The 25740-nt window shown below is 68.6% G+C and carries 22 protein-coding genes and 6 pseudogenes; 14 read left to right on the forward strand and 14 right to left on the reverse strand.

Annotated features, from left to right (window positions below):
* Window positions 1-8: 8 nt before the first annotated feature.
* Window positions 9-419 carry a hypothetical protein gene (locus tag MU852_RS03885; protein WP_249751102.1) on the reverse strand — a complete coding sequence of 137 codons (411 nt, stop codon included), beginning with the start codon at window positions 417-419 and terminating at the stop codon, window positions 9-11.
* Between the two features lie 145 nt (window positions 420-564).
* On the opposite strand from MU852_RS03885, the pseudogene queA reads away from it, so the two are divergent.
* Window positions 565-1649: pseudogene (gene queA, locus MU852_RS03890) on the forward strand (tRNA preQ1(34) S-adenosylmethionine ribosyltransferase-isomerase QueA).
* 28 nt (window positions 1650-1677) lie between these two features.
* Here queA and MU852_RS03895 read toward each other — a convergent pair.
* Window positions 1678-4110 (reverse strand): penicillin-binding protein 1A, encoded by a 2433-nt coding sequence (locus MU852_RS03895; RefSeq protein WP_347342335.1) that lies wholly within the window; start codon window positions 4108-4110, stop codon window positions 1678-1680.
* A 140-nt stretch (window positions 4111-4250) separates the two neighbouring features.
* Between MU852_RS03895 and MU852_RS03900 the strand changes: the two genes are divergently transcribed.
* The 5 genes from MU852_RS03900 (at window position 4251) to ychF (ending at window position 8572) form a co-directional block, all read left to right on the forward strand.
* Window positions 4251-4679: an organic hydroperoxide resistance protein gene (locus tag MU852_RS03900; protein ID WP_249751103.1), complete on the forward strand. Its 429-nt coding sequence runs from the start codon at window positions 4251-4253 to the stop codon at window positions 4677-4679.
* Window positions 4680-4683: 4 nt separating this feature from the next.
* Window positions 4684-5793 (forward strand): FAD-dependent oxidoreductase, encoded by a 1110-nt coding sequence (locus MU852_RS03905; protein ID WP_249751104.1) that lies wholly within the window; start codon window positions 4684-4686, stop codon window positions 5791-5793.
* A 10-nt stretch (window positions 5794-5803) separates the two neighbouring features.
* Window positions 5804-6808 carry a cobaltochelatase subunit CobS gene (gene cobS / locus MU852_RS03910; RefSeq protein WP_249751105.1) on the forward strand — a complete coding sequence of 335 codons (1005 nt, stop codon included), beginning with the start codon at window positions 5804-5806 and terminating at the stop codon, window positions 6806-6808.
* Window positions 6809-6834: 26 nt separating this feature from the next.
* Window positions 6835-7335, forward strand: a complete 501-nt coding sequence (locus MU852_RS03915; protein WP_249751106.1) for a surface-adhesin E family protein — start codon at window positions 6835-6837, stop codon at window positions 7333-7335.
* Between the two features lie 136 nt (window positions 7336-7471).
* A complete protein-coding gene (gene ychF / locus MU852_RS03920) occupies window positions 7472-8572 on the forward strand; it encodes a redox-regulated ATPase YchF (protein WP_249751107.1) in 1101 nt (366 codons plus the stop codon).
* On the opposite strand, the gene MU852_RS03925 is transcribed toward ychF, so the two are convergent.
* A complete protein-coding gene (locus MU852_RS03925) occupies window positions 8562-8741 on the reverse strand; it encodes an ArsR/SmtB family transcription factor (RefSeq protein WP_249751108.1) in 180 nt (59 codons plus the stop codon). The two genes, ychF and MU852_RS03925, sit on opposite strands and share 11 nt — an antisense overlap.
* The gene (locus tag MU852_RS03930) at window positions 8738-8893 is read right to left on the reverse strand and encodes a hypothetical protein (protein ID WP_249751109.1); all 156 of its coding nucleotides are present in this window, start codon (window positions 8891-8893) and stop codon (window positions 8738-8740) included. The genes MU852_RS03925 and MU852_RS03930 overlap by 4 nt, the downstream gene beginning before the upstream one ends.
* A 109-nt stretch (window positions 8894-9002) precedes the next feature.
* On the opposite strand from MU852_RS03930, the gene MU852_RS03935 reads away from it, so the two are divergent.
* On the forward strand, window positions 9003-9746 hold the full coding sequence (locus MU852_RS03935; RefSeq protein ID WP_249751110.1) for a glucose 1-dehydrogenase: 744 nt from the start codon (window positions 9003-9005) through the stop codon (window positions 9744-9746).
* An 18-nt stretch (window positions 9747-9764) separates the two neighbouring features.
* Here the strand turns inward: MU852_RS03935 and MU852_RS03940 are convergent, their stop codons facing one another.
* The 7 genes and pseudogenes from MU852_RS03940 to petA all read right to left on the reverse strand — a co-directional run bounded on the left by MU852_RS03940 (window position 9765) and on the right by petA (window position 16610).
* Window positions 9765-10271 carry a hypothetical protein gene (locus MU852_RS03940; RefSeq protein WP_249751111.1) on the reverse strand — a complete coding sequence of 169 codons (507 nt, stop codon included), beginning with the start codon at window positions 10269-10271 and terminating at the stop codon, window positions 9765-9767.
* Between the two features lie 44 nt (window positions 10272-10315).
* Window positions 10316-11584 (reverse strand): M28 family peptidase, encoded by a 1269-nt coding sequence (locus MU852_RS03945; protein ID WP_249751112.1) that lies wholly within the window; start codon window positions 11582-11584, stop codon window positions 10316-10318.
* A gap of 92 nt (window positions 11585-11676) precedes the next feature.
* Complete coding sequence (locus MU852_RS03950; protein ID WP_249751113.1) at window positions 11677-11922, reverse strand: hypothetical protein; 246 nt, start codon at window positions 11920-11922, stop codon at window positions 11677-11679.
* Between the two features lie 75 nt (window positions 11923-11997).
* Window positions 11998-13659, reverse strand: a complete 1662-nt coding sequence (locus tag MU852_RS03955) for a M28 family metallopeptidase (protein WP_249751114.1) — start codon at window positions 13657-13659, stop codon at window positions 11998-12000.
* 155 nt (window positions 13660-13814) lie between these two features.
* Window positions 13815-14686: pseudogene (locus MU852_RS03960) on the reverse strand (cytochrome c1).
* Between the two features lie 63 nt (window positions 14687-14749).
* A pseudogene (locus MU852_RS03965) lies at window positions 14750-16036 on the reverse strand (cytochrome b); the annotation flags it as partial.
* A 16-nt stretch (window positions 16037-16052) separates the two neighbouring features.
* Complete coding sequence (petA, locus tag MU852_RS03970) at window positions 16053-16610, reverse strand: ubiquinol-cytochrome c reductase iron-sulfur subunit (RefSeq protein WP_249751115.1); 558 nt, start codon at window positions 16608-16610, stop codon at window positions 16053-16055.
* 194 nt (window positions 16611-16804) lie between these two features.
* Between petA and MU852_RS03975 the strand changes: the two are divergent.
* Window positions 16805-17253, forward strand: a pseudogene (locus MU852_RS03975) (tRNA (cytidine(34)-2'-O)-methyltransferase).
* 8 nt (window positions 17254-17261) lie between these two features.
* On the opposite strand, the gene MU852_RS03980 reads toward MU852_RS03975, so the two are convergent.
* Complete coding sequence (locus MU852_RS03980) at window positions 17262-17993, reverse strand: CPBP family intramembrane glutamic endopeptidase (RefSeq protein ID WP_249751116.1); 732 nt, start codon at window positions 17991-17993, stop codon at window positions 17262-17264.
* 117 nt (window positions 17994-18110) lie between these two features.
* Between MU852_RS03980 and MU852_RS03985 the strand changes: the two genes are divergently transcribed.
* Window positions 18111-18647, forward strand: a complete 537-nt coding sequence (locus MU852_RS03985; RefSeq protein ID WP_249751117.1) for a hypothetical protein — start codon at window positions 18111-18113, stop codon at window positions 18645-18647.
* Between the two features lie 6 nt (window positions 18648-18653).
* On the opposite strand, the gene MU852_RS03990 is transcribed toward MU852_RS03985, so the two are convergent.
* Together MU852_RS03990 and MU852_RS03995 are read right to left on the reverse strand one after the other, a co-directional pair.
* Complete coding sequence (locus MU852_RS03990) at window positions 18654-19169, reverse strand: LysR family transcriptional regulator substrate-binding protein (RefSeq protein WP_249751118.1); 516 nt, start codon at window positions 19167-19169, stop codon at window positions 18654-18656.
* A gap of 41 nt (window positions 19170-19210) precedes the next feature.
* Entirely contained in the window at window positions 19211-19534 is a 324-nt protein-coding gene (locus MU852_RS03995; RefSeq protein ID WP_249751119.1) for a LysR family transcriptional regulator, read from the reverse strand.
* 143 nt (window positions 19535-19677) lie between these two features.
* On the opposite strand from MU852_RS03995, the gene MU852_RS04000 reads away from it, so the two are divergent.
* The 5 genes and pseudogenes from MU852_RS04000 to MU852_RS04015 all read left to right on the forward strand — a co-directional run bounded on the left by MU852_RS04000 (window position 19678) and on the right by MU852_RS04015 (window position 25686).
* Window positions 19678-20820, forward strand: coding sequence for a TIGR03364 family FAD-dependent oxidoreductase (locus MU852_RS04000; RefSeq protein ID WP_249751120.1), 1143 nt, complete (start codon window positions 19678-19680; stop codon window positions 20818-20820).
* A gap of 41 nt (window positions 20821-20861) precedes the next feature.
* Window positions 20862-21254, forward strand: a pseudogene (locus MU852_RS17695) (phosphonoacetaldehyde hydrolase); the annotation flags it as partial.
* Between the two features lie 49 nt (window positions 21255-21303).
* Entirely contained in the window at window positions 21304-21660 is a 357-nt protein-coding gene (locus tag MU852_RS04005) for a hypothetical protein (RefSeq protein ID WP_249751121.1), read from the forward strand.
* Between the two features lie 105 nt (window positions 21661-21765).
* Window positions 21766-22943 (forward strand): annotated as a pseudogene (locus MU852_RS04010) (DUF5690 family protein).
* Between the two features lie 154 nt (window positions 22944-23097).
* Window positions 23098-25686, forward strand: a complete 2589-nt coding sequence (locus tag MU852_RS04015) for a TonB-dependent receptor (protein ID WP_249751122.1) — start codon at window positions 23098-23100, stop codon at window positions 25684-25686.
* The last annotated feature ends 54 nt before the right edge of the window (window positions 25687-25740 follow it).

Consider the following 25740-nt stretch of genomic DNA (forward strand, 5'->3'; position numbering starts at 1 on the left):
TCAACGCCTCAGCGGCGCCGGCCGACCGCCCACGCCGTGACGGCCGCGCCGGCCGCCACGATCAGCGCGTCCTCGATGACGCCGCTCTTGGTCTGGCCGATCCGCCGCATGGCCCTCTTGCGGCCCGCCAGGGTTAGATAGGCCAGCGGCACGGCCGTGCCGACGGCCAGAGCGGCCCCGGTCTTTTCGCGGCCGCGCGGCGCCAGGGCCGCCCCGGCGATGCCGGCGCTCATGACGCGCGCCAGCAGCCCCAGGAAGACCGTGCGATCCGGCGCGGACTTCATCTTGTCGCCGAACAATTCGCCGACGCCCATCGCCAGGGCTCCGAACTTGAACAGCGGATGATCCAGCAGGACCAGTCGGCCGGGCGTGCGCGCATGGGCCAGGCGCGCCCCGGCGATGGCGGCCATCGGGGTCATGGACCGGGCGCTGGCGACCGCGCCGATGAGGACGGAGGGGAGAAGACGGATCGGGTTCATCCGCATCAAACACGCCAGTCGCCGCACGGTTCACAGGCGTCGGCCCCTTGACCCCCTGCCCGCCTCGTGGCCTGTGCCCGGCCTGATGAAAACCGCCGATTTCGATTTCGACCTGCCCGAGGACCGCATCGCCCTGCGTCCGGCCGATCCGCGCGATTCCGCCCGTCTGCTGGTGGTCAGGGACGGCGCCCTGGATGACCGGATCATCCGCGACCTGCCCGACTTCCTGCAGCCCGGCGACGCCCTGGTGTTCAACGACACCCGCGTGATCCCCGCCCGCCTTTCCGGCGTCCGCCAGCGTTCCGGACCCGAGGGCGAGCCCCTGGTCGTCGACGTCGAGGCGACCCTGCATCACCGCGACGCGCCCGACGTCTGGTCCGCCTTCATGAAGCCCGGCAAGCGCATCAAGCCGGGCGACCGCATCCGCTTCGCACGCGGAACCGACGCCGCCTGCGACCTGGGCCGGCTGGACGCCACGGTCCAGGCCAAGGGCGAGGACGGCCTGGTCGCGCTGACGTTCGACCTGTCCGGCCCGGCGCTGGACGACGCCATTCGCGACGTGGGCGTCATGCCGCTTCCGCCCTACATCGCCGCCAAGCGGCCCGAGGACGATCGCGACCGGTCGGACTACCAGACCGTCTTCGCCGAGCACGACGGATCGGTCGCCGCGCCCACGGCGGGACTGCATTTCACCCCCGCCCTGCTCGACGCCATCCGGGCGAAAGGCGTCTCAACCCACGCCGTGACGCTGCACGTGGGCGCCGGCACCTTCCTGCCGGTCAAGGCCGACGACCTGGCCGACCACAGGATGCACAGCGAATGGGGGGAGGTGTCGGGCGAAACCGCCGCCGCCCTGAACGCCGTCCACGCCCGGGGGGGCGCATCGTCTGCGTGGGCACCACTTCCCTGCGCCTGCTGGAAAGCGCGACGGCCGAGGACGGCGAAATCCGTCCCTTCCACGGCGATACGGCCATCTTCATCACGCCGGGCTATCGCTTCCGCGCCGTCGACGTTCTGATGACCAACTTCCACCTGCCGAAGTCGACCCTGTTCATGCTGGTCGGCGCCTTCGCCGGGCTTAAGACGATGAAGGCGGCCTACGCCCACGCCGTAGCCGAAGGCTACCGCTTCTACTCCTACGGCGACGGCTCGCTGCTGTTCCGCGCCTGAGCCTGATCCGAGGGATCAGGCCCCGGATTCAGGCGAGAGCGGCCCTCAGTAGAGGCCGCTCAGATCCTCGGCCGGCTCTCGTTTGGGCGGCGGCGGGGCGGACGGCGGCGGCGCGGTGGCGGCCGCAGCGGCCGCGGCCCTCTTGCTCGCGGCGGATCACGTCATAGTAGTTCTGCGGCCCTTCAGGGATGACCGGGGCCTGGACCGGCGGCGGCGCCTGGCGCTCGGTGCCCGGCCGGAACGCCTCCTCCACGCCGCGCACCATGCGGAAGACGGCGTTCTTGGGTCGCACGAAGGGCCGGGCCGGGCGCTGTTCCAGCGCCGTCTGCATGAACTGGGTGAACACCGGCACGGCGGCGGTCGAGCCGGTCTCGCCGTAACCCAGCGGCCGGTTGTCGTCGAACCCGATGAAGACCCCCACCACGATGTCGGTGGTGAAGCCCACGAACCAGGCCGAGCGATATTCGTTGGTCGTGCCGGTCTTGCCCGCCACCCAGCGGCCCAGGCCCCGCGCGCCGGTCGCCGTGCCCCGCTGGACCACGCCCTCCAGCATGGAGCTGATCTGATAGGCGGTGATCGGGTCGATGACCTGGGTTCCGCGTGGCTGCAGGCGCGGCGATTCCTGGCCCGAGAAGCCGCGGCCGCATTCGCGGCACTGGCGGCCGTCGGCCTTGAAGATCGTTTCGCCGTTCCGGTCCTGGACGTAGTCGATCAGATAGGGCTGCACCCGGCGCCCGCCATTGGCGAAGGCGGCGTAGGCGGCGGTGATGTCGTAGGGCGTGACCTCGCCGGCCCCCAACGAGACCGACAGATTGGGCGTCAGGCCCGGCAGGCCCATCCGCTCGGACTGCTCCACGATCCGCTTCATCCCGACCTGCTGGGCCAGGCGCACGGTCATGACGTTGCGCGACAGCTCCAGGCCGCGCCGGAGCGTCTGCGGCCCGTAGTATTCGCGGCTGTAGTTTTCGGGCGACCAGCGCTGGCCGTTCGGTCCGCCGGCGAAGCTGATGGGGGCGTCCAGAACGATGGAGGCCGGGGTGAAGTCTCCCTCCAGCGCCGTTGCATAGACGAACGGCTTGAACGACGACCCCGGCTGGCGCTTGGCCTGGGTCGCGCGGTTGAAGCTGGAGAGCGCGTAGGAATAGCCGCCGACCATCGCCAGCACCCGGCCGGACTGCGGCTCGATGGCGACCAGGGCGCCGTTGACGCGCGGCACCTGCTTAAGCGCGTACTGGCCGCCCGTCTTCTGCACATGGATCAGGTCGCCGCGCTTCAGCGGCCGGTTGGCGTTGGCCCAGGCGGCGTCGGCGGCGATCAGGGTTCCGGCGGCGTCATCGCGCGCGGTGCGGATGCGCACCGTATTGCCGCTGACGCTCTCGACGGCGGCGACCTCCCACGAGCGACGCTCGGGCGGGGTCTTCTGCTGTTCCAGGGCGGCCTTTTCCCAGCCGTCGGCGAAGTCGGTCGTGCCCCAGGCGCCGCGCCACCCGTGGCGGCGGTCGTAGTTTTCCAGCCCCTGCATCAACGCCTCGCGCGCGGCCGTCTGCAGCGTGGGGTCCAGGGTGGTGCGCATGTAGAAGCCGCCGGCCCGCAGCTGTTCGCCGAACTGGGGATTGGCCGCGGCCTGGCGACGCGCCTCTTCCACGAAGAAGTCGGCGTCCTTGTAGTCGGCGCGCTGGGGCGCGTCGCGGGTGACCAGCGGCGCGGCGCGGGCCTGCTGCAGCTCGGCCTCGGTCAGCCAGCCGCTCTGCTCCATCTCGCCCAGCACCCAGTCGCGCCGGCCCTTGGCCGCGCCGGGATGGCGCTTGGGATGATAGTTGTTGGGCCCCTTGGGCAGGGCCGCCAGGAAGGCCGCCTCCTGCGGGGTCAGCTGGGCCAGCGACTTGCCGAAATAGTTGTAGGCGGCCGAGGCGATGCCGAACGACCGATATCCGAGGAAGATCTCGTTCAGATACAGCTCGAGGATCTGCTCCTTGGACAGGGTCGCCTCCAGGCGGTTGGCCAGGATGGCTTCCTTCAGCTTGCGGTTCAGGCTGGTCTCGTTGGTCAGCAGGACGTTCTTGGCCACCTGCTGGGTGATGGTCGACCCGCCTTCCAGCCGTCGCCCGCTGGCCAGGTTCAGCACGTTCTTGATCGAGGCGCGGGCGATGCCCGAAACGTCGATGCCGCCGTGCTGGAAGAAGCTGCGGTCCTCGGCCGCCAGAAAGGCGTGGATCACGGTGTCCGGAATCTGGTCGTAGGAAACGTAGATTCGGCGCTCGTCGGAGAATTCCCCGATCAGGGTGCCGTCGCCGGCGTAGACGCGCGTCGCCGTCGGCGGGCGATAGTCGGCCAGCTCGGACGCGTCGGGCAGGTCGTGGAACAGCCAGGCCGCATAGACCGCGACCACAAGGCCCGCCAGGGCGATCGCGCCCAGCAGAAGCATTCCGGCCCACACGAACCAGCGTTCGGCAATCTTCACCCATGCACTCCGAAAGACGCGCCCCGAACGGCTGCTTTAGCCCGCGTCGCCCCCTTGATGCTAGGGCGCCGATGCAACGCCCCTTCCTCCTCTCCCGTTAGGCCCCATATCGCAAGCCTCACCGCAAAGGAGCCTGTCCCATGGAAGTCCTGTACCGCGCCCAGTCCACCGCATCCGGCGGCGGCCGCGAAGACGGTCGTTCCGCCACCGACGACGGCAAGATCGACGTAAAACTGTCCACGCCCAAGGAGATGGGCGGCAAGGGCGGCGACGGCACGAACCCCGAGCAGTTGTTCGCCACCGGCTACGCCGCCTGCTACCTGGGCGCCCTGCGTCTGGTCAGCGGCAAGGCCGGCACGCCCGTCGGCTCCGACACCAAGGTCACCGCCGGCGTCGGCTTCGGCAAGAACACCAAGGGCGAAGGCTTCAACTTGGATGTCGACCTGACCGTCTCCGACCACGGCCTGGAGCCGTCCGTCATCGACGACCTGATCCAGAAGGCCCACCAGGTCTGCCCCTACTCCAACGCCACCCGCGGCAACGTGGACGTGCGGCTGAGCGCCGTGTGATCTCATGGCCGCCGTCCCGCCCGTCCTGATCGTCGGCGCCGGTCCGGTCGGGTTGGCGGCGGCCCTCTTCCTGACCCGTCGAGGCGTTGTGGTCCGCATCCTCGACGCCGAGCCCGCGCCGCGCACAACCTCGCGCGCGCTGGGCGTCAATCCCCGCACCCTTGACCTCCTTGAGGAAACTGGCGTCACCGACGCCATCCTGGCCGAAGCGCAGCCCATCCGCGCCTTGGCGCTGCACCATCGCGGTCGCCCGCTGGCGAAGATCACGCCTGACTGGACAGCCCTGGGCGCCCGCCATCCGATGGTCATCCTGCCGCAAGCGCGTTCCGAGGCCCTGTTTATCGACGCCTTGTCCCGTCTGGGCGTCCAGGTCGAACGGGGCTGCGCGCTCGCCTCCATAGCCCAGACCTGCGACGCGGCGACGGCCGTGCTGGTCGATGGCCAGACCATCACCGCTCCTGTTGTCTTCGCAGCTGACGGCGCCCATTCTGTCGCCCGGCGGTCTCTGGAGATCGGTTTTCCCGGCGACGGCTGGCCGGAGCCCTGGCATCTGATGGATGTGGACCTGGATGGCCCGCCCGCCGATGAGGGCTGGATCGACTTTCAGCCGGACGGCGGCTTCATCTGCCTGCCTTTTTCTGGTCGGTCCTTTCGCCTGTTCGCCTTCGGTCGCCCCTTGCTCGAACGTATCCCGCACGGCTGGCGCGTGGGGGAAATCCATTGGCGCAGTGAATTCAGGATATCCCACCGCATAGCCGAACGGCTGACGATCGGCCGCGTGGCTTTGGGCGGAGACGCCGCCCATATCCATTCTCCCGTGGGGGCGCGGGGCATGAACCTGGGAATCGAGGACGCCTACGTCTTCGCGGCCTGCGCCGCCGACTTTTTGAGCGGCGAGACCGATCGTCTCGAATCCTATCACGGCCTGCGCCATCCCGTGGACGCCGCCGTCGTTCGCAACGTGCGCGCCCTGACCGGCTTCATTAGGAACACAGGCCCCGTCGCCGAGCTGGCGAAGCGGACGGTCCCTCCCATCGCCATCCGTTTTCCGCCGCTGATCAATCGTGTCCTCGGGATCGGCATGGGCCTCGACCACCCGGTCCGCCTGCGCTAATCGCACACCCATGACCTCCCCGCTCGACGCCTCCCCCGATCCGCTGCTGACGCTGGAACCGACCCGCCGCGTGACGCTGCGCGAAGCCTTCGGGATCGACAGCGACATGACCGTGCCCGCCTTCGCCGAGCGCGACAGCCATGTGCCCGAGATCGACGACGCCTATCGGTTCGACCCGCAGACCACGATCGCCATCTGCGCCGGCTTCGCCTTCGACCGCCGCGTCATGGTCCAGGGCTATCACGGCACCGGCAAGTCGACCCATATCGAACAGGTCGCCGCCCGCCTGAACTGGCCGCTGGTGCGCATCAACCTGGACAGCCACGTCAGCCGCATCGACCTGATCGGCAAGGACGCCATCGTCCTGCAGGACGGCAAGCAGGTCACCGAATTCCGCGAAGGCATCCTGCCCTGGTCGCTGCAGCGCCCGATCGCCCTGGTGTTCGACGAATACGACGCCGGCCGCCCGGACGTGATGTTCGTCATCCAGCGCGTGCTGGAGGCGCAGGGCCGTCTGACCCTGCTGGACCAGAACCGCGTGATCCGGCCCAACCGCTTCTTCCGCCTGTTCGCCACGACCAACACCATCGGCCTGGGCGACACCACCGGCCTGTACCACGGCGCCCAGCAGATCAATCAGGCCCAGCTGGACCGCTGGAACATCGTCACCACGCTGAACTACCTGGACCACGACGTGGAGGCCGAGATCGTCGTGGCCAAGGCGCCCGAATACGCCACCGCCGACGGCCGTCGCCAGGTCGCCGCCATGGTCCGCGTCGCCGACATGACCCGCAACGCCTTCATGAACGGCGACATCTCCACCGTCATGAGCCCGCGCACGGTCATCACCTGGGCCCAGAACGCCCTGATCTTCGGCGGCGACGTGGCCCTGAGCTTCCGCCTGACCTTCCTGAACAAGTGCGACGAGCTGGAACGCCCGACCATCGCGGAGTTCTATCAGCGCGCCTTCGGCGAGGACCTGCCCGAGGCGGCGACGCGGGTGAAGGTGGGGTGATGCGCTGATCAGCGCGGGAGGATCGGATGCACAACCTTCTGGTCGCGATCCTCTTCGGGTCGTTCACGTCTGCGACGCTGCAGACTGAACCCGCGACACCGCCTCCCGAGCGGCTGGACGATGCGGGGGTATCGGACTGGCTCGACACCTACATCGAAATGGAAGGATGGGCCGTCATCGCCGCCGACGGGATGGCGGTGGCCTTGGGAAGCCCCGATGGTGTCATTGTGCGCGCCGATGGCGACCTTCAGGCCCAGATCAGGCACGAATACTACAGGCCGACGACGATTGGCCCCTTTCAGACGTCGTCCAACCTCCAGACTCGCGTGATCGACTGCGAAGAACGGCGGCATCGCGTCATCTCAATGACGTTGTTCGAAGGCCACAATCTACATGGGCAACTGGCCAGCCAGAACAACGACTCGGCGTCCTGGACCACGCCGTCCGAAGGCTCCGTCGCTTATCGGGTGATGGACCGCGTCTGTCGCGCCCCTTCCGAAGGCGAATCTCTGCCGCTGGCGAGATAATCGCCGCCATCTTCCAGCGACGTTCCTCAAATCAAACTCGCCTGTTCCCGGAAACAAGGCGCGTCGCCGCTTATCATTCCAACGCCTGACAAACCGGTTCGAACCGGCTAAAGGCTCGCGCCTCGAGAGGATACCCATGGCTCTGAAAGTCGCGATCGTCGGCCTGCCCAACGTCGGCAAGTCCACCCTGTTCAACGCCCTGACCAAGACGGCGGCGGCCCAGGCGGCCAACTATCCGTTCTGCACCATCGAGCCGAACACCGGCGACGTGGCGGTGCCCGAGCCGCGTCTGGACGTCCTGGCCGGCATCGCCGGGTCCAAGGAGATCATCCCCGCCCGCATCACCTTCGTGGACGTGGCGGGCCTGGTGCGCGGCGCCTCCAAGGGCGAGGGCCTGGGCAACCAGTTCCTGGCCAACATCCGCGACTGCGACGCCGTGGCCTTCGTCGCCCGCTGCTGCTTCGTCGACGACGACATCACCCACGTCGAGAACCGCATCGACCCGATCGCCGACCTTGAGATCATCGAGACCGAGCTGATGCTGGCGGACCTGGAAAGCCTGGAACGCCGCCGCGTCCAGGTCGAAAAGCGCGCCAAGGGCGGCGACAAGGAGAGCCAGCTGAACCTGAAGCTGATCGACCTGGCCCTGGCCCAGCTGAACGCCGGCAAGCCCGCGCGCCTGGCCGAGGTGTCCAAGGATGACAAGAAGGCCTGGGACATGCTGCAGCTGCTGACCGCCCTGCCCGCCCTCTATGTCGCCAATGTCGAGGAAGCCTCGGCCGACAAGGGCAACGATCTGTCGGCCAAGGTCGCCGCGCGCGCCGCCGCCGACAACGCCAACTCCGTCGTCATCTCCGCCCAGATCGAATCCGAGATCGCCGTCCTGGACGACGCCGAACAGAAGGAATTCCTGGAAACGCTGGGTCTTGAGGAGCCGGGCCTGAACCGACTGATCCGCGAGGCCTATAACCTGCTGGGCCTGCAGACCTATTTCACCGTCGGCCCCAAGGAGGCGCGCGCCTGGACCATCCACGTGGGCGACACCGCGCCCCAGGCCGCCGGCGTGATCCACACGGACTTCGAAAAGGGGTTCATCCGCGCCGAGACCATCGCCTATCCCGACTATGTCGCGCTGAAGGGCGAAACCGGCGCCAAGGAAGCCGGCAAGATGCGGGCCGAGGGCAAGAGCTACGTCGTCAAGGACGGCGACGTCATGCACTTCCTGTTCAACAACTGACCTTGCGCCCATAGGCGGCCAGGATGGCCGGCACCAGGCCGGGGAACCGCGCGTCCAGTTCGCGGCTGCGGGTCTGGTTGCGGATTTCGACCCCCTGGCGTTCGCTGCGGATCAGGCCCGCTTCGCGCAGAACCTTCATGTGGTTCGACAGGGACGACTTGGGTATCACCCGCTCGCCCAGGTGCGACAGGGCCGAGCATGTTTCCGTCGTTTCGAGCCGAGAAGCTGGGCGTACATCAGCACACGCTCGGGATCGGACAGGGCGTGCAGGATGGCTTCCGGGCGGACGTCCTCGATCGCGGGGTGAAAAAGCGGTCGCATGACTTTTCATATGCGGCCCCTTGAATGCGAGATCAATTGTTCCAAGTTCCCGAACTTCGGATGAAAAGGCCAATCCCGGCGCGCTGATCCGAATGAAGAGGAATCGAACATGGCCAAGCTGGATGGCAAAGTCGCTCTCGTCACCGGGGGCTCCAAGGGCATCGGCGCCGCCATCGCCGCCGCCCTCGCCGCCGAGGGCGCAAGGGTCGTGGTCAACTACGCGTCGAGCAAGGCCGGGGCCGACGCCGTCGTCGCGGCCATACGCTCTGCGGGCGGAGAAGCGATCGCCGTTCAGGCCGACGTGTCCGACGCGGACCAGGCCCAGGCCCTGGTGACGCGCGCCGTTCAGGAATTCGGCCGGCTCGACGTGCTGGTCAACAACTCCGGCGTCTATGAGATGGGGCCGCTCGAGCAGATGACCCAGGACCAATATCGCCGGATGTTCGATATCAACGTGCTGGGCGTCCTGCTGACGACCCAGGCGGCGCTGGACCATCTGGGCGAAGGCGGGAGCGTCATCAACGTCTCGTCGTCGATCACCACGATCGCGCCGGCGAACTCGGCCGTCTACACCGGCAGCAAGGGCGCCGTGGACGCCATCACGCGTGTCCTGGCCAAGGAGTTGGGTCCGCGCGGCATCCGCGTCAATGCGATCCTTCCGGGCATGGTCGAGACCGAAGGCTCCATCGCGGCCGGTTACATCGGCTCGGACATGCAGACGGGCATCGTGGCCATGACGCCGCTTGGGCGTGTCGGCCAGCCGGACGACATCTCCGGCGTGGCGGTGTTCCTGGCGTCGGATGACGCCGGCTGGGTGACGGGACAGCTGCTGTCGGCCAGCGGCGGCCTGTGACCTGCGGCGGGAAGGGCGCTAGCCGCCCTTCTTCAGCATCTTCATCAGGCCGCTGGTCTGGGCCTCGGGCTTCGGCGAGCCCGGGCAGCGGCCCAGACGGGTCGCGGCATCGCCTGAACGATCCAGATAGACCAAGCTCAGCATGTCGCCGCTGACGGCCGCGAACACCCGCTCGCGCCGCGTCCGGCCCTCGGCGGCGCAGACCAGGGACAGTTCGTAGCCGCTGGCGACCTCGGCGATCCGCTCGATGTCGCAGCGGTTCTCGTAGCCCTCGAAGCGCATCGGCGTGATGTCGATGGGCCGCTTGTCGCCCTGCGGATCGACGCACCAGGCGGCGCTGGCCGCCCACCGTCCCACGAAGCTCTTGGCGCCGCGATTGGCCAGGGACGACGGCCCCGGCGCCTGGATCTCCTGCAGGGCGTCCGGGGATTGGACCGGCCGGGCGGGCTCGTCTGGCGGATTGACGGTCCCCGGACCGCAGGCGGCGAGCAGCAGGGCCAGGAGCAGCGGCGAGGACGATTTCATCCCGCCCTAACGCCCAAGGCCAAGCTGGGGTTCAGCCCCAGCCCTCAGCGGGAAGACCGCGCCGCCTCGCTGCGCGCGCGGACCTGGCCGAACTCCGACGTGGGCTTCCAGGTCGGCCATTCGTCGCCATTGGCCAGGTTCAGGCCCAGGCGATACAGCAGGGTCAGGTTCTCGACCGCGCTGGTCAGATCCCAGTCGGCCGACCATTCGTCCGACGGCTGGTGATAGACACGGCCGAAGCGTTCGCGCCACGCTGCCCAGCCGGCTTCCTTGCCGCCGCCCACGAAATCCACCCCATGCCAGGGCATCAGGGCCGGCACGCCCGCCCGCGCGAACGGGAAGTGGTCGGAGCGGTAGTAGAAGCCCTGCTGCGGCTGGCCGTCGTCCGACACATAACGCCCCTCGGCCCTGGCCAGGGCGTCCAGGTCGTCCTCCAGCGTGTTCTGGCCCTTGCCGAAGATCGGAACATCGCGCGTCGGCCCGGACAGCGGCAGCATGTCGATGTTGATGTCGGCGACCGTCGTCTCCAGCGGATAGACCGGATCGGCGACATAGGCGTAGGCGCCCAGCAGCCCCATCTCCTCGGCGGCCATGTGGGCGAAGACGATGGTGCGCTCCGGCCGGGGCGCCTTGGACAGTTCGCGCGCCATCTCCAGCACGCCGATGGTTCCCGAGGCGTTGTCCCAGGCGCCGTTGAAGATCGTGTCCTCGCCGCCCGCATGCTCGCCGCCGACCCCGATATGGTCCCAGTGGGCCGAATAGACGATGACCTCGTCCGGCCGCCGGCTTCCCTCGATCCGGGCCAGCAGATTGTGCGTGACCAGGGTGTCGATGGTTTCCGACTGACGCGCCGTCAGGGTCGCGCCCGTCAGTTCAAAGGCCTTGAAGCGTCCGTCCTGCCCGCCCGTCAGGCGCGCCGGATCGACCCCCGCCGCCTGGGCCAGCCGCGCCTTGCCCGCCTCGTCCAGGGTGGCGATGAACTCCAGGTCGGCCGCGCCGGGGGTCAGGATGCGTTGATCCGCCCCGCCCCGCGCGCGCGCCCAGCCGCGTTCGCCCGCCAGGATCACCAGGCCGACCGCGCCCCGGCGGAAGGCCTCGTCGGCCTTGTAGCCCGCCGACTGGTAGTGGGTCGTGTAGGCGCCGTTGAACAGGTCGCCGTCCGGCTCGCCCTCGACCACCACCACGACCTTGCCGCGCACGTCGACATCGCCATAGTCGTCCCAGCCCCGCTCGGGCGCGGTGACGCCGAAGCCGGCGAAGACCAGGGGCGCATCCGAGACGTCGGCCCGGCCGTCGTTGGTTGCGGCGCGCACGATCGCGTCCGTCCCCAGCACCAGCGGATAGGCTTGGCCGTCCGCTCCGGTCAGCGACAGGGCCGCGGCGCCCTGGACCGGGGTGTAACGCCTCAGTTCGATGCGTTGCCGCCACTGACCGTCCGGGCCCCGGGCTGCAGCCCCATCGCTTCATACTGCGCCTGCAGGAAGGCCAGCGTCTTCTCTTCCCCCTCCGTGCCCGGCTTGCGACCCTGAAAGTCGTCGGCGCTGATGACGCGGATTTCGTCGGACAGGCGTTGGGCGGAAAAGTCCTGGGCCGCCGCCGCGGTGGCGATCATCGCCGCGACGGCGACGCTGGTGGCGAGCAAAAAGCGCATCGAAAACTCTCGGTGACAGACGGCCGAAGCTGTAAGGCGGCGATGCAAGGCGGCCGCCTTACATTTTCGTCATCTTCAGTCCTGGCGCTGGCCCGCCGTCTCGGCGCGGACCGGGCCGAACTCCGATCCGGTCTTCCATTCCGGCCAGTCGCGGCCGTTCGCCAGGGCGCGGCCGACATCGTAGAACACCGTCAGGTCCTCGATCATGCCGCTGTAGTCCCAGTCCGGCGACCATTCGTCGGCCGCCTGGTGGTAGCGCTTGGCGCCGTATTCGCTGCGGGCCGCCTCGCGCGCGGCGATCGGTTCGTCGCGGAATTCGCCCCGGCTGCCGGCGTAGGCCATCGGCACGCCGCGCTTGGCCAGCGGGAAGTGGTCCGACCGGTAATAGGTGCCCGCCGCGTTTTCGTGATCCGGGACCAGGACGCGCCCCTGGGGCTGGATGGCGGCCGCCAGCCTTTCATCGAAGTCCGACTGGCCATAGCCCGTCACGCCCAGGCCGGTGACACGGCCATAGACGTTCATCGAATCCATGTTGAAGCCGCCGACCGTCTTCGCCAGCGGATAGACCGGATTGACGGCGTAGTATTCCGAACCCAGCAAGCCGCTTTCCTCGGCGGTGAAGCTGATCATCACCACCGACCGCTCGGTGCGGGGCGCCCGCCCGAACATCCGCGCCAGCTCCAGCAGGCCCGCCGTGCCCGAGGCGTTGTCCACCGCCCCGTTGAAGATGCGGTCGCCGGTCGCGTCCGGCTCGCCCATGCCGATGTGATCCCAGTGGGCGGTGTAGAGCACCGTCTCGTCCGGGTGGGTCGTCCCCGGCAGGCGGGCGATGACGTTGTGGGTGGTGACCTGGCTGGTCGCCACGTCGAACTCGGTCGAGAAGGACGCGCCGGGCAGCGGGACCGGCTGGAAGTCGCGGCGGCGCGCCTGGGCCTTCAACGCCTCGAAATCCAGTCCCGCGCGGCGGAACAGGTCCACGGCCACGTCGCGCTGGATCCAGCCCTCCATCGCCACGCGCTCGGCCGCCGCATTCTGGCGCAGGATGTCGAACTGGGGCACGCCCCAGGAGTTGGCCACCGTCGCCCAGCCGTACGAGGCCGGCGCCGTCTCGTGCACGATCAGCACGCCCGCCGCGCCGTGACGGGCGGCCTCCTCGTACTTGTACGTCCATCGGCCGTAGTAGGTCATGGCCTTGCCGCCGAAGGTGTTCAACGCAGGCTCCTCGAAGTCCGCATCATTGACCAGGACCACCAGAACCTTGCCGCGCAGGTCCTGACCCTTGAAGTCGTTCCACTGGCGCTCGGGCGCGTTGATGCCGTAGCCGACGAAGACCAGGGGGGCGTCCTTCAGGCTGACATGCTCGGCCGGGCGGCGGGTGGAGATGGCGACCTCGCGCCCCTGGGTCATCGGCAGGGTCCAGTCGCCCAGCTTCAGCGCGGCCGAGACGTTGGACTGGGTGAAGCGGTTCAGGATGACGTCCTGGGTCCATTGGCCGTCGGGGCCGCCCGGCTGGAAGCCGGCGGCGGCGTACTGTTCGCTCAGGTAGCGGACCACCTTTTCCTCGGCCGGAGTCGCGATGCCGCGTCCCTCGAAGCTGTCGTCGGACAGGATGCGGATGTCCTGCGCGATGCGGGCGGCGTCGAACGCCGGAGCCGCGCCGGAGCCGTCGGCGGTGGCGCAGGCCGACAGGGCCGCGCCCGTCATGAGCACCGCGGCGAAGGTGGAGATGAAACGCATGAGGACCTCGGCTCCAGGGAATTTCGGAGCCGACCCTAGGCAGGCGAAGCGGCGCTGTCGATGCGCCGGCGCCTATCCTCGCGCGCGACAAAGAGAAAACCCGCCAGGCGACGCCTGACGGGTTCGGTCTCGCGGCCTTGACGGCCGGATCAGGCCTAGTGCGCCACGCCCTTCCAGATGCGGCGATAGCTGGCGTAGGTCAGGCCCGCGAAGATCAGCAGGAAGATCATCACGCCGAAGCCGGCCTGCTTGCGCTCGACCATCTTGGGTTCCGACGTCCAGGCGATGAAGGCCGCGACGTCCTTGGCGTACTGGTCCACCGTCTGGGGCGAGCCGTCGTCATAGGTGACCTGGCCGTTCTGCAGGGGGGCGGCATGGCGATGAAGCCGCCTTCCGGCACATGGTCGTGGTCGCCGGTCCAGAACGGCGTCAGGTCGCCGGCCATATAGGGGTTGTAGTGCTGGCCCTCGCGGATCTGCAGGCCGGCCGGCGCGGCGCGATAGCCGGACAGCAGCGAATAGATGTAGTTGGCGCCGTCGTGCCGGGCCTTGGCCATCACCGACAGGTCGGGCGGCGCCGCGCCGCCATTGCCCGCCGCCGCCGCCGTGGCGTTCGGATAGGGTTGACGGAACTTATCGGCCGGCGTGGCGTCGCGCATGATCGCCTCGCCGGTCTCGCTGTCGATGTCGGGCACCTGGTTTTCGGCGGCCAGCGCCTTCACCACCGGGTTGTCGTTCGGGTTCGGATACTTCGGATTCCAGAACGGGCCGTGGGCGTCGCCCAGGTTCCGGTAGTGCATGAGGTTCATGCTGTGACAGGCGGCGCAGACCTCGTGATAGACCTTGTAGCCGCGCTGCAGCTGGCCCTGGTCATAGACGCCGAACGGACCCTCGAAGCTGAAGCCGCCCGAGCGCGGGTGCGCCGCGCCGCCGGCGGCCAGGGCCGGGGCGGCCGAAACCGCCAGGCCCAGCGCCACGGCCGCCGCTGCGATGATCTTGGTCGTCGACACGGTGAGTTTCCCAATCATCATGACGCGCTCAGCCCTTCTTCTCGGGCGACGCCGGCACGGCCGCCGAAGGGGCGCCCAGGGGGCGTCCGGCCCCGGCAACACGGGCTCGGAGATCGTCGCCGGGATCGGCAGCGGCGTCTCCTTCAGGCCCACCAGCGGCATGATCACCAGGAAGAAGACGAAATAGTAGAGGGTGAGCAGACGCGTCAGCCACAGGTACGAGTTCAGCGCGCCATCGAAGATCACCGGGCTCGGCATGCCCGGCCAGACCGGCGCGTCCGGCAGCTGTCCGCCGCACCAGCCCAGGCCCAGCCCAACCGCCAGGAAGATGAGGAAGAAGGTCCGCATGGTCGGGCGGTAGCGCATCGAGCGCACCTTGGACGTATCCAGCCACGGCAGGACGAACAGCACGCCGATGGCGCTGAACATCGCCACCACGCCGCCGAACTTGTCCGGGATGGCGCGCAGGATGGCGTAGAAGGGCAGCATGTACCACTCGGGCACGATGTGCGCCGGCGTCTGCAGCGGGTTGGCCGGGATGTAGTTGTCCGCATGGCCCAGGGCGTTGGGCATGAAGAAGACGAACAGGGCGAACAGGATCAGGAACAGGATGATCGCGAAGCCGTCCTTGACCGTGAAATACGGATGGAACGGGACCAGGTCCTTCTTGGCCCGATCCTTGGGGATCAGGATGCCGACCGGGTTGTTCTGACCCGCGTGGTGCAGGGCCCACAGGTGCAGGACCACGCAGCCCAGGATGGCGAACGGCAGCAGATAGTGCAGCGAGAAGAAGCGGTTCAGCGTGGCGTTGTCGATCGCCGGGCCGCCGCGCAGCCAGATCAGGATCGGCTCGCCGATGCCCGGAATGGCCCCGATCAGGTTGGTGATGACCTCGGCGCCCCAGAAGGACATCTGGCCCCACGGCAGGACGTAACCCAGGAAGGCGGTGGCGATCATCAGGAAGAAGATCACGCAGCCGATGATCCAGATCATCTCGCGCGGCGCCTTGTACGAGCCGTAGTAGAGGCCCCGCAGCATGTGCAGATAGACGGCGATGAAGAACATCGACGCGCCGTTGGCGTGGACGTAGCGGATCAGCCAGCCGCCGTTGACGTCGCGCATGATGCGCTCGACCGAGGCGAAGGCCAGGTCGACGTTCGGCGTGTAGTGCATGGCCAGGACGATGCCGGTGACGATCTGCGTCATCAGGCACAGGGCCAGGATGCCGCCGAAGGTCCACCAGTAGTTCAGGTTCTTCGGCGTCGGCAGCGACATGTAGTCGGCGCCGAAGCGGATGATCGGCAGACGGCTGTCCAGCCACTTCTCGACGCCCGTCTTCGGGACGTAGGTGCTCTCGTGATCGCTCATGATCCTCCCCTGGTCCTCAACCGATCTTCACGCGGGTGTCGGACAGATATTCGTAGTCCGGCACGACCAGGTTCAGCGGAGCCGGTCCCTTGCGGATGCGGCCGGAGGCGTCGTAGTGCGAGCCGTGGCACGGGCAGAACCAGCCGCCGTAATCGCCGGCGCCGAAGGTCGGCACGCAGCCCAGGTGGGTGCACGAGCCGATGACGACCAGATAGGGCTCGTGGCCCGGCTTGGTGCGCTCCGCGTCGGTCTGCGGCTGCTTCAGGTCCGGGGCGTGGTCGTCGGCGATGACGCGTTGCAGTTCGGCCGGGGTGCGATAGCGCACGAACACCGGCTTGCCCTGCCACTTGATGACGACCTGCTGGCCTTCCTGAACCTTGGTCAGGTCGAATTCGATGGAGGCCAACGCCAGGGTGTCGGCCGCGGGGTTCATCTGGTTGATCAGGGGCCAGGCGACCATGACGCCCGCACCCACCGCCGCGGCGCCCGCGGCGATGTGGATGAAGTCACGGCGATTGGGATCGCCGCTCTCGGGGCCGTGGGAGCCTTCAGAATGCACGACCGATTCGGTCACGTTTCACCTCTCGAACACCGCCCTCGCCTCTTCGGGAGCCTCCCGATCCGGCGCGGACCCACATGTACGAACCCGAAGGATCCCCGCTGGCCCGTGGCTTGCGGCCCCTCGCCGCAAGTTGCTGACGCTTCTTGAGAAACGTTCGCAAAACAGACCGCGACAAACCCCAGGTCGCGCGTATTGGAGGCCTTAGAATGCGTCTCGCCCTTTTTCAACCGGACATTCCTCAGAACGTCGGCGCCTGCATCCGATTGTCGGCCTGCTTCGGCGTGGACCTGCACGTGATCGAGCCGGTCGGCTTCCGCTTCGACGATCGGGCGATGAAGCGCGCCGCCCTCGATTACGGCCCCCTGTCGCACATGACGCGCCACGTCGATTGGGACGCCTTCCAGCGCGACCGGCCGCCCGGCCGGCTGGTGCTGTTCACCACCCGGGGGCCGCACGGCTCGATCATTTCGTCTTCCAGCCCGGCGACACCCTTCTGTTCGGCAAGGAGACGGCCGGCGCGCCCGAGCACGTCCACGCCGCCGCCGACGCCCGCGTCGTCATCCCCCTGCGCCCCGAGGCCCGCTCCCTGAACCTGTCCGTGACGGCGGGCATGGCCCTGTGGGAGGGCCTGCGTCAGACAGGAAGGCTCGGCTGAAGTCGAACCTAGGCTGCGCCGAACAGCAGCATCGACCCGAACAGCAGCCAGTCATGGGTGACGTGGGTGACGGTCGACGACCAGACGCTGCGGGTGATCAGGAAGGGCAAGGTCAGCACCAGGCGGGCGACGCCGATCACCCCGACGGCCTGGGCCGGGTTCCAGCCGTAGGTCGACAGGTGCAGGGCGCCGAACAGCAGGGCCGAGATCAGCCAGGCGCAAATCACCGCGGACTTCGGTCCCATGCGGAAACGGCCATGAAACAGGGCCAGCAGGCCCAGGAACGGCAACAGGGTGATCAGTTCCTCGCCCAGCAGCTGCGGCAGGGTGCTGGCGACGAACACGGCCAGGTCCCAGCCCTTCAGGCCGGCCAGAAGGCCGACGACCGGATTGGCCGTGGTCAGGCCGGCGCGAACCACGATCAGGGCGACGATCGCCGAGGCGACCAGGACCGCCGGCGCGAAGGCCAGACCGATCCAGACATCGCGCCCGGTCGGCGGCGGAAACATCAGGCTCCAGCCCCGTCCCGCCGCAAGCCGAAGCCCAGCCAACGGCAAGCCCAGAAACAACAGGACGGACAACCAATGGCCGGCGGCGCCCGGAACCCCCGCCCCCACCGTCGCCAGGGCCAGAAATCCCGACAGACAACCGGCCATGACCAGGGCCCAGCCCCGTCCCGACAAGGCCTGGTCCGATCCCGGCTGAAAGGGATAGCCGCGCCTCTGTTTCTTGGTGGTCATGTCGCCTCCCAGGCCCGGCCGCGACGCTAGGCCTGAACCCTCGCGTTGAACAGCGTGCGCGCCTCTGCGAGGGTGACGCTTTGCTGTCCGCACCGGACCGGCGACGGAGACGACCTGATGTTGCGCCCCCATGTCACCCTGGCCGTCGTCCTGACGACCGCCCTGGCCTGCGCCGCCTGCGATCCCGCGCCATCGGCGCCGGAGCCGGCCCCGGCTCCCGCCCCCGCCCCCGCCCCCGCCGCCGACGCTTCCGAAACGCCGACGACGACGCCCAATCCCGTCGTCGACCGGGCCTCCGTCGAGCGGTTCGTCCAGGACGGAGGGAGCCTGGAGCTTCCCGATTTGCCGGCGACCGGCGACCTGGTGCTGAAGGGGACGGTGCGGGGCTATACGGCGCCCACCTATGGCTTCGCCCTGGCGGCGGGCCAGACCCTGACGATCGCCTTTGAACCGTCCAACGCCAATCTCTACTTCAACGTCAGCGACGCGGCGGACACGAGCGGCGGCGCCCTGCACAGGGGCGAGGTGGACGGCGAGACCGCCGTGGTCACGGCGACACGGGACATGACCCTGGTCGTCACCCCGTTCCAGCCGCGCGCCACGGCCCGGCGCGGCGAGACGGGCGACTATGTCCTGACCGTCGCGCGCCGTTGACGGTCGTCAGCCTGCGGACAGCGTCTCGGCCAGGTCCAGAGCACGCCGGATCGCCGGGTGGCGGCGGCGTTCGGTGCGGCAGGCGATATAGCCGGACACCGAGATCAGGGCGGGCTCCAAGGCCAGCTTCATCACCCGGATGCGGGCGTCCGGCGGGCATTCGCGCGCGAACATGAAGCTGACCCCCAAATCCCGCGCCACCGTCTCGCGGATCATCTCGCGGGTGTGCACCTCCATCACGCGGAACGGCTGGACCTGGTGCGCCTCCAGCATCCGCTCCATCGCCAGCCGGGTGCGAGAGCCGGGTTCGCGCGTCAGCAGGACGCGACGGGACAGGGCTTCCAGATTGAAGACCTCGGCCTGGGCTTCGGGCGCATCGACGGCGGCGATCGCCACGAGCCGATCCTCGTAATAGGGCCGGTAGGTATAGTCGTTGTGGCCGATCGGTTCGCAGACCACGGCGATGTCGACCGAGGCGTTCATCAGCAGCGCATTGGTGTCCTTGGCGTTGCCGATGGTCACCTTGAAGTCGAGATTGGGCGCCTCTTTCGCAAAGGCGGCGATCAGGTCGGCGGCGTAGGGGGCGAATCCGTGCCGATCCGCAGCAGGCCGCCTTCCTCCGGCGGCGTGTCCCCCAGCAGGGCCTCGATGTCGGCCGAGGTCTGGAACAGGTCGCGGGTCTTTTCGAACAGCGCTTCGCCGGCGGCGGTCAGGGTCAGGGGCGGACGACTGCCGGTGAACAGCTGGACCTGATAGCGCGCCTCCAGATCCTTGATCTGTTTCGACAGCGTCGGCTGGGTGATGGCCAGACGATTGGCCGCGCGCGTCACGCTGCGGTCGCTGGCGACGGCGTGGAACGAACGGAGCTGCTGGAAATTGACGGCCATGACAAGGTCCCCCGACCGTCCGCTTAGCGATGAAATGCGACGATTTGGCCAAGGCCTGCGTCTATGCCCCCCATTCCCATAATCACATGGCCGCGCGCGGCGGGGCGTGAGAGGTCGGCCCGCTTCCATCGAAAGGCCCGTCCATGATCCCTCGCTATGATGTCGCCGTCGTCGGCATGGGCATCCTCGGCCTGGCCCACGCCCACGCGGCGGCGCGCGCCGGCCTGAAGGTCGTGGTGATCGACCGCGAGCCCGCGGCCCGGGGCGCCAGTATCCGCAATTTCGGCTTCGTGACCGTGACCGGACAGGCGCGGGGCGAGATGTGGACCCTGGCCCGCCGCACGCGCGACGTCTGGGCCGAGGTCGCCCCGGCCGCCGGCGTGGCGGTCGAACAGGCGGGGCTGACGGTCCTGGCGCATCGTCCCGAGGCGGAGGCGGTGCTGGACGCCTTCATGGCGACCGAAATGGCCGAGGGCTGCGAACGGGTTTCGCCCCGCACCCTGGCGGACCGGATGGACTGCGCGGGGCTGGCCCCCTTCCGCGCCGCCCTGTGCAGCAGCCATGAACTGCGGGTCGAGCCGCGCCTGGCCCTGCCGGCCCTGGCCGCCTGGCTGAAGACGCGCTGGGGCGTGGAATTCATGGGTTCGACCACGGTGCTGGACTGCGAGACCGGCCGGTTGTCGACCAGCCGGGGCGAGATCGCCGCCGAGACCGTCTTCATCTGCCCTGGCGACGACCTGAACGGTCTTTTCCCCGAGGTTCTGGCCCGTCACGCGGTTCAGCGCTGCAAGCTGCAGATGCTGCGCCTCGCGTCGCCGGGCCGGCGCCTGGCCACCCCGATCATGGCCGATCTCAGCCTGGCCCGCTACGAAGGCTACGCCGCCCTGCCCGAGGCCGACGCCCTGCTGAAGCGGCTGCGCGAGGAGCGCGCCGACCTGCTGGACCTGGGCGTGCATCTGATCGCGGTGCAGTCCGCCGACGGCAGTCTGGTGGTCGGCGACAGCCATGAATACGAAGCCTCGCCCGATCCCTTCCAGCGCCGCGAGGTCGACGACCTGATCCTGCAGGCCCTGCGCGACACCATGCCGGGCTACGACACCCCGGCGGTCGAGCGGTGGATCGGCTTCTACGCCTGGTCCCCCCGGCGTGCGTGGTTCACCGAAGAGGTCCTGCCCGGCGTGCACATGACCGTGGTGACCTGCGGCGCGGGCATGTCGACCGGCTTCGCCATCGGCGAGGACGTGGTGTCGGCCGCGACGAGGATTTCACTGAAGGGAGCGGCGTGATGAGCGCGATCAAGGCGGTCGTTTTCGACTGGGCGGGCACCATGGTGGACTTCGGCTCCTGCGCCCCGGTGCGGGCGCTGAAGGCCGTCTTCGCGGACGCGGGCGTGCCGATCGGCGACGGTCCGGCGCGGCGATACATGGGCATGGCCAAGCGCGCCCATGTGACCGCCATCCTGTCCGAGACCGAAACCGGCGACCTCTGGCGGGCCAAGAAGGGCGCGGACTGGACCGAGGCGGACATCGACGAGCTGATGGCCGCCCTGGAGCCTGCCATGCGCCGCGAGGCCGAGGCCACGGCCGAGTTGATCCCCGGCGCGCTGGAGGCGCTGGAGGCGCTCAGGGCGCGTGGCGTCCAGGTCGGATCCACGACCGGCTACACCCGCACCATGATGGCCGGGATCCTGCCCCGCGCGGCGGACCAGGGCTATCGCCCCGAGACGGTCGTCTGCGCGGGCGAGACGCGCGAGGGGGGCCCGCCCCCTGATGATCTGGAAGGCGCTGGTCGAGCTGGGCGCCTGGCCGACCGATGCGGCGGTCGTGGTCGACGACGCGGCCGTGGGCGTCGAGGCGGGACGCAACGCCGGCTGCTGGTCCGTGGGGCTGGCGGGGTCCGGCAACGGCGTCGGCCTGCCCCTGGCCGACTATCTGGACCTGTCGCCGCAGGATCGGGCGACGCGCCTGGCCGAGGCGGCCGAGGCGCACGAGGCGGCCGGCGCCGATGTGGTGATCGAGAGCGTCGCACAGCTGTCGCAGGCCCTCGCCATCATCGACGACCATGTCGCGCGGGGCCTGAAGCCGGGCCAGGCCGACTGTGTCTGCATCGCTCCGGTCCGCGCCTGAGCCGGGGATCCAACCATGACCGCCGACGTCTCCGCCGCCCGCCCGTCGCGAGACGCCGGCGTGATCCTGATGGGCGGCGTCGCCGCCTTCTGCGTCTATCTGTCGATGTACGCCTTTCGAAAGCCGTTCGCGGCCGCCGCCTATGAGGGTGTGGTCGGCTGGTCGGCGGTGGTCGATTTCAAGGTCGCCCTGGTCGTGGCCCAGGTCGTCGGCTACGCCCTGTCCAAGCTGGCGGGCGTCAAGCTGATCTCGGAACTGAACGGCGCGCGGCGCGGCGCCGCCATATTGGGGCTGATCGGCGTCTCCTGGCTGGCCCTGGTTCTCTTCGCCGTCGTCCCGCCCGGCTGGAAGGTGTTCGCCCTGTTTCTGAACGGCCTGCCGCTGGGCCTGATCTGGGGGCTGGTGTTCAGCTATCTGGAAGGCCGGCGCACGTCCGAAGTCCTGGGCGCCATCCTTTGCGCCAGCTTCATCGTCGCCTCGGGCGTGGTGAAGTCGGTGGCGGTGTGGCTGATGACCGACCGCGGGGTCACGGAGTGGTGGATGCCCGCCGCGACCGGACTGCTGTTCATGCCCCTGCTGGCGCTGTCGGTCGCCGGCCTGTCGCGGATGCCGCCCCCGATGCAGCCGACATCGCCGAGCGGGTCGAGCGCCGTCCGATGTATGCGGCCCAGCGCCGCGACTTCCTGCGCCGCTACGGCTTCGGCGTGCTGATGCTGGTCCTGGCCTATGTGATGCTGACCGCGCTGCGGGACTTCCGCGACAACTTCGCCGCCGAGATCTGGATCGAGCTGGGCTATGAGGGCGTCTCCAGCGTCTTCACCGCCAGCGAACTGCCCGTCGCCGCGATCAGCCTGGCGGCCCTGGGCGCCCTGATGCTGCTGCGCGACAACCGACAGGCCTTGATGGCCATCCACGCCATCACCGGTTTCGGCCTGGCCCTGATCGGCCTGTCCACCGTGGCCTTCCAGCACGGTCTCCTGGCGCCCCTGCCGTGGATGATCGCCTCCGGCGCGGGCCTCTACCTGGCCTATACGCCGTTCAATGCGATGCTGTTCGACCGCCTGATCGCCGCGACGCGTCAGGTCGGCACGGCCGGGTTCCTGATCTACCTCGCCGACGCCTCGGGCTATCTGGGCAGCGTGGTGCTGACCCTGACGCGCAATCTGGCGACCGTCTCCATGCCGTGGCTGTCCTTCTTTATGGCCAGCGCGGTGTGGTCGTCGATTATAGGCTGTGTCCTGACTATAATCAGCGCCGTATACTTTTCACGAAAGCTGCGTTGAAGATCGCCCGGCGTTACGTGACGTTTTTGCGAAGCACATCTCTCGCGAAATCTATGAGAGGCATTGAGGCAATCAAATGGTTCGCATGACGCGGTCGTGGTGATAGGTCCATCGCCGGACGCGAACGTCGGCGAAACCTCTTGAGAGACCTCCGATGAAGCGCGCCTTCCTCCTCGTCGCGGCCAGTTCGGTCGCCCTCGCCGCCGCCGCTCCGGCGCTGGCCCAGACTTCCGGCCAGACTTCCGGCCAAGCTTCGGCCCAGCCCGCCCAGGTCGACGACATCGTCGTCACCGGCGCCATCGTCAGCGGCGAACGGCGCGCGCTCAACATCCAGAAGAACGCCGACAACATCCTGAACGTCGTCTCGTCCGACGGCATCGGCCGCCTGCCCGACCGCAACGCCGCCGAGGCCGTTCAGCGCGCGCCGGGCGTCGCTATCGAGCGCGACCAGGGCGAGGGCCGCTTCGTCGCCGTGCGCGGCCTGCCGTCTCAGTGGAACTCCACCCTGATCAACGGCGACCGCCTGCCGACCGCCGAGGAAGAGACCACCAGCCGCGCCACCGCCTTCGACTTCTTCCCGTCCGAACTGATCGACCGCGTCGAAATCTCCAAGGCCGTGACGCCGGACATGGAGGGCGACGCCATCGGCGGCAGCGTCAACTTCATCACCCGCACCGCGCCCGCGGAGCGGACCGTGCAGGCGACCGGGGGCCTGACCTATTCGGACAAGGCCGGCGAATACGGCGATCTGCTCAGCCTGACGGTCGGAGATCGGCTGATGGACGGCAAGTTCGGCTTCCTGCTCAGCGGCACGCGCTATGTCCGCGACTGGGCCACCGACAACTATGAGCCGCGGCGCGGCGGCGACGGCATCGGCGTCACCCGCCTGGAGCTGCGCGACTACACCGGCACGCGCGAGACGGTCGGCCTGAACGGCGCGGCGGAATACAACTTCGACAACGGCGGCCAGGTCTTCGGCCGCGCCATCTACGGCACGCTGGAAGACGACGAGACCCATTACAAGCACCGCCTGAACTTCGCCTCGAACCGCGTCGAGGTGCAGCACATCTTCAACACCCTGATCACGGAAATGAGCGGCGGCGAGATCGGCGGCCGTCATCCGCTGGCGGGCGGGGACCTGAACTGGAAGATCGGCTCCTACCAGAACGAGTTCCGTTACGGCGACACGCCTGACGGGCAGGATCACTCCTACTTCGTGGTCCGCTTCGACCAGCGCGGCGTGGGCTACCAGGGGCTGGAGAACCGCGGCGCGGGCACCCTGGCCTACAACACCATCGACGGCGGGACCGATCCGGCCGACGCCATCAGCAACCACCTGCCGGCCGGCTTCCAGATGAACCCGGCCCTGACGCGCCTGGCCAATGTCGAACTCTACAAGGTCGCCGTCACCGAGCGCGACCGCGTCGTGGCCCAGGTCGACTACACCCGCGAGATCGGTTCCAGCCTGGAGCTGAAGTTCGGCGCCAAATATCGCGACAAGCAGCGCGACGCCGCCTTCGAGGACCTGTTCTACACCTGGAACCCGGCGGCCGGCCCGGTCCCCACGCTGGCGGACTTCGCCCTGATGGACCAGCCGGGGCGCGGCGACTTCCTGGACGAACTGGACATCGGCGCCCAGTATCGCAACCAGTTCTCCCAGGTGGTGTCCGAGGACGACATCACCGCCTGGTACAGGGCCAATCGCCAGAACCTGATCCTGGACGCCGCCGGCTCGGCGACGCTGGAGAACGGGGGCGCCCTGGGTCGGACCTTCACCCTGAACGAGAAGCAGAGCGCCGCCTACGCCATGGCGACCTGGCGGCCCGACCCGCGCTGGACGGTCCTGGGCGGCTTGCGACTGGAGCACACCGACACGGCGGTCGACGGGCAGGTGCTGATCGACGGCGACCTGTCGCCCGAGCACCGGTCGAACGACTATCTGGCCGTGCTGCCGTCGCTGCACCTCACCTACAGCCTCGACGCGGACACCAACCTGCGCGCCGCGGTCACCCGGACCTTCGCCCGGCCCGACTTCGGCGACCTGGCCCCCGGCGGCGCCTTCATCGAGGCCGACCTGGAGTTCGCCGGCGGCAACCCCGATCTGAAGCCCACCTATTCGACCAACCTCGACCTGATGTTCGAGCGCTTCTACAGCGACGTCGGCGTCATCTCGGCGGGTGCCTTCTACAAGCGGATCGAGGACCCGATCTTCGACTCGCGCACCATCGGCAGCTTCCGCGGCGTCGACGGCGTGGCCTTCCTGACGCCGGCCAACGGCGAGCCGGGCTGGCTGTACGGCCTGGAGCTGAACCTGCAGCGCCGCCTGACCTTCCTGCCGGGCGCCCTGTCGCACGTCGGGGTGAACGCCAACTACACCTATATCCAGTCCGAGTTCGAACTGCCCGACGGGCGCCACGCCGCCATCCCGCGCCAGGCCGACAATCTGGGCAACGTCGCCGTCTATTACGACGACGGCCGCCTGTCGGGCCGCCTGGCCCTGAACTACAAGGGCGCCTTCATCGAGGAATATGGCTCCGACGCCGCCTCGGACAGCTACTACGGCGAGTACACCAGCCTGGACTTCAACCTGGCCTATGACCTCACCGACCGGGTGACCCTGTTCGGAGAAGCCTCCAACCTGACCGACGAGAAGCTGTTCTACTACCTCGGCGACGAGGATCGTCCGCTCCAGGTCGAATACTACGGCCCCCGCTTCCTGGCGGGCGTCAAGGCCCGGTTCTGAACCGGTGGAGGGCGGGAGCCGTCGTGCTCCCGCCCCTTCGACGGGCCAGCCTCA

This window comes from Brevundimonas albigilva (genome assembly GCF_023503965.1).
Lineage (GTDB): Bacteria > Pseudomonadota > Alphaproteobacteria > Caulobacterales > Caulobacteraceae > Brevundimonas > Brevundimonas albigilva.